Annotated in this window: 4 protein-coding genes; 3 read left to right on the top strand and 1 reads right to left on the bottom strand. The window is 71.6% G+C overall.

Annotation, left to right across the window (positions count from 1 at the left end; genetic code table 11):
* Positions 1-796: glycosyltransferase family 2 protein (locus tag ASJ79_RS33320; RefSeq protein ID WP_197420299.1), on the bottom strand; the 796-nt coding region annotated here is incomplete at its 3' end.
* Here ASJ79_RS33320 and ASJ79_RS20200 point away from each other — a divergent pair.
* The 3 genes from ASJ79_RS20200 to ASJ79_RS20210 form a co-directional block, all read left to right on the top strand.
* Positions 795-1,790: a UDP-glucuronic acid decarboxylase family protein gene (locus ASJ79_RS20200; protein WP_067959037.1), complete on the top strand. Its 996-nt coding sequence runs from the start codon at positions 795-797 to the stop codon at positions 1,788-1,790. The genes ASJ79_RS33320 and ASJ79_RS20200 overlap by 2 nt on opposite strands.
* Positions 1,791-1,798: 8 nt before the next feature.
* Complete coding sequence (locus ASJ79_RS20205) at positions 1,799-3,457, top strand: carbamoyltransferase C-terminal domain-containing protein (protein WP_067959040.1); 1,659 nt, start codon at positions 1,799-1,801, stop codon at positions 3,455-3,457.
* Positions 3,454-3,849 (top strand): glycosyltransferase family 2 protein (locus tag ASJ79_RS20210; protein ID WP_156448539.1); only part of this gene is annotated, 396 nt, incomplete at its 3' end. The genes ASJ79_RS20205 and ASJ79_RS20210, both read left to right, overlap by 4 nt.

Consider the following 3,849-nt stretch of genomic DNA (forward strand, 5'->3'; position numbering starts at 1 on the left):
CGGCCACCGATCCGGTCGCCGGCAACGGGCCCTCCGCCGACGGACCGGTGACGTCGGGGTTGGTCGCGATGAACCGGGCACCACCCAGGATGAGCCGCAACCAGGTGGTCAGCACGGTGTTGCGCAGCACGCGTGCCCGTTCCGCCGAACTCGGCTCCCGCCGCGCCGATGGACGGTGGTATGCCGTCAACCGGTCGCAGAAGCACAGATCCCAGCCGTGGGTGGCCAGATCCAGCGCGAGGAGCTGCTCCTCGCCGCGGAAGTGCAGGATCGGGGAGAACCCGCCCACCGCCTGGAACGCCGACCGGCGCACCATGGCCGAGCAGGCCTGGAATCCGAGTACCGACGGACCGGGCAGCGCCGGGTCCCGCCCCAACGGGCTCCCGGCGAGTTCGGCGACGATCGGATCCTCGCGCATGTCGGGCCACACCAGGGTCCGGCCCGCCAGGACCGCCACCGACGGGTGTGCGTCGAAGACCTCCTCGGCGACCGCGGGGGCGTCCGGCTCCCACCACGAGTCGTCGTCGCAGAACGCCACGTACGGGGTCGCACAGTGCGCCACCCCGACGTTGCGTCCCACCGCGCCGAGGTTCTCGGACAGCTCGACGACCGTGAGCCGGCCTCCGGAGCCGGCCGCGATGTGTTCGGCCACCGTGACCGAGTCATCGCGGGACGCGTTGTCCACCAAGATGATCGGGGATGGTGTGGTGTCCAGTAACAACCGCAGCACCGCAGCGAGTTCCTCGGAGCGGTTCCGGCTGGCGATCACGAACGAGGTACGAGAACCGGGTGCCATGGCCGTCGGTGCTACCCGTGACGGACCGGGACAAACCCCGTTCGGCCGGGTGCTCGTCACCGGCGGGGCGGGGTTCCTGGGCAGGCACCTGTGCGCGACCCTGGTCCGGTCCGGCGCCGAGGTGGTGTGTGTCGACAACCTGTCCACCAGCTCCGGGGCCGCCGAGGGCACCCCGGGGGTCCGGTTCGTGCGGCACGACATCAGCGTCCCGCTGCCCGAGCCGTGGCGTCACACGGCCTTCGACGTCATCTTCCACCTCGCCTGTCCGGCCTCTCCACCGGACTACCTGCGGTTGCCGTTGGCGACCCTGCGCACAGGGGCGCTGGGCACCGCCGAGGTGCTCGATGTGGCCGACCGCTGCGCGGCCCGGATCGTGCTGGCGTCGACCAGCGAGGTCTACGGCGATCCGCTTCAGCACCCCCAATGTGAAACCTATTGGGGAAACGTCAATCCCATCGGCCCGCGCAGCGTGTACGACGAGGCCAAACGGTATGCCGAGGCGCTGGCGTTCGCGTACCGCAGGGAGCGCGGCACCGACATCGGGGTGGCCCGGATCTTCAACACCTACGGGCCGGGTATGCGCCCCGACGACGGCCGGATGGTGCCGACGTTCTGCGGGCAGGCGCTGCGCGGCGAACCGCTCACGGTGGCGGGCGACGGCACCCAGACCCGCTCGCTGTGCTACGTCGACGACACCATCGCCGGTTTGATCGCGCTGGCGCACAGCGATTTCGCCGGGCCGGTGAACATCGGCAACCCGGTGGAACTGCCCGTGCTGCGCTGCGCGGAGATCATCCGGGACCTCGTCGGCGCGCAGGTCCCGATCGAGCACCGGCCCGCTGCCACCGACGATCCACGGCGTCGTTGCCCCGACATCACGGTGGCCCGGCAGCGTCTGGGCTGGGCGCCGAAGGTCGGCCACCTCGACGGGCTCTCCGCCACGGTGGAGTGGTTCCGCTCCGCTCTCGAGCCGATGCTCACCCCGCGAGCCTAGGAGAAGCGATGCGAATTCTCGGCGTCAACGCCGTGTTCCACGATCCGGCCGCCGCGCTGGTCGTCGACGGGCAGATCGTGGCCGCGGCCGAGGAGGAACGGTTCTCGCGGCGCAAGCACGGCAAGCAGGCGGTGCCGTTCTCGACGTGGGAGCTGCCGGTGGCCGCCGCCCGGTGGTGCCTGGAGGAAGCCGGCCTGAGCGCGAGCGACCTCGACGCGGTCGGCTACTCCTACGAGCCGGCGCTGATGGACGGTGACAGCGGGCAGACCGACGGTCTCGACCGGGACTGGGAATACCTGCGCACCATGTACGCCCAGCGCGCACCCCGGTTCCTCGCGACCGCACTACCGGGGCTGGATCCGGCCGTGGTGCGCCACGTCCGTCACCACGTGGCGCACGCCGCGTCCACCGCGCTGGCCTCACCGCACCCCGACACCGCGGTGCTCGTCGTGGACGGACGCGGGGAGCGCACCTCGATGCTGGCCGGCGTCTACCGTGACCAGAAGCTCGACGTGCTGGCCAGCCAGCCGCTGCCGCACTCCCTGGGTCTGCTGTACGAAAGCCTCACCGAGCACCTGGGATTCGCGCGTTCCAGCGACGAGTACAAGGTGATGGCGATGGGCTCCTACGGCAGCCCGCGCTTCGCCGATCAGCTGCGCGGCAAGGTGTATGCGCGCGGCGACGGAGGCTTCCGCACCGAGCCCGTCGACTGGACCGAGTTCGCACCCCCGCGGACACCGGCACCGTCGGAGTCGAGGTCCGCACTGGCCCGGCCCGAGCCGGTCTACGCCGACCTCGCATGCAGCGTGCAGCGCGTGGTCGAGGAGGTGCTGCTCGACCTCGTCGCCTGGCTGCGGGGCCGCGTCGACGGCGACAGCATCTGCCTGGCCGGCGGTGTCGCGCTCAACTGCGTCGCCAACTCCCGCATCTACGCCGAGAGCGGGTTCGGCCGGGTCTGGATCCAGCCCGCGGCCGGAGACGCGGGCACCGCGCTGGGCGCTGCGCTGACGCTGGCCGCCGAGGCCGGCGACCGCATCGCCCCGATGGCGTCGGCGCAGCTGGGCCGGGGCTGGACCGACGAGCAGATCGGGGCGGTGCTGGACCGGGCTGCGGTGCCCTACCAGCGGCCGGACGACCTGGCCGGTGCGGTCGGTGACGCGCTGGCCGACAACCAGCTCGTGGGCTGGTTCCACGGGCGCGCCGAGTTCGGTCCGCGCGCATTGGGCGGACGGTCGCTGCTGGCCGACCCGCGCAGCGTGGCGAATCTGGAGCGGCTCAACGACGTCAAAGGCCGGGAGCAGTTCCGCCCGGTGGCCCCGATGGTGTTGGCCGACCGGGCCGGTGAGATCTTCGGCCGCGGCCCGCTGCCGAGCCGGTACATGCTGTTCGTGCACGACGTGGCCGACGGGTGGCGCAGCCGCATCCCGGCGGTCACCCACGTCGACGGCACCGCCCGCGTCCAGACCGTCGACGACAGTCAGCCGCTGCTGTACGCCACCATCAGCCGTTTCGCCGCTCGCACCGGGGTGCCGGTGGTGGTGAACACCAGCTTCAACACCGCCGGGCGGCCCATGGTCGACAGCCCGCAGGACGCGCTGGAGTGCTTCGGCAGCGCCCCGATCGACGTGCTCGCGATGGGGCCCTACCTCATCCGGCGGCCGCGATGACACTCGACGCCACGCTCGTGATCCCGACCATCGGCCGGAAATCGCTGTCGCGGTTGCTGTCCGCGCTGGCCGCCGACGACGGAATGCGGCCGGCGGAGATCATCGTGGTCGACGACCGCGTCGTGTCCGGCCCGCTGTCGCTGCCGGACGGTCTGCCGATCCAGGTGGTGCACAGCGACGGACGGGGGCCGGCCGCGGCGCGCAACGTCGGCTGGCGTGCCGCCGCCACGCGCTGGGTGTGCTTCCTCGACGACGACGTCCTGCCGCCCCCGTCAATCACCCGACGAGCAGCCTCCACCTTGAACTCCGGTGTGAACGACCGACGCGTCCGCGACATGTCGACATCCTTCCAGCAGGACACCGTCCCGCTATCTCAGGTGTCCACTGAAACT

It is taken from the genome of Mycobacterium sp. NAZ190054, assembly GCF_001545925.1.
GTDB lineage: Bacteria > Actinomycetota > Actinomycetes > Mycobacteriales > Mycobacteriaceae > Mycobacterium.

Bases quoted from the DNA above. Each gene is read 5' to 3' on its own strand.
- ASJ79_RS20205 (WP_067959040.1), top strand. From the start codon at position 1,799: ATGCGAATTCTCGGCGTCAACGCCGTGTTCCACGATCCGGCCGCCGCG.
- ASJ79_RS20200 (WP_067959037.1), top strand. From the start codon at position 795: ATGGCCGTCGGTGCTACCCGTGACGGACCGGGACAAACCCCGTTCGGC.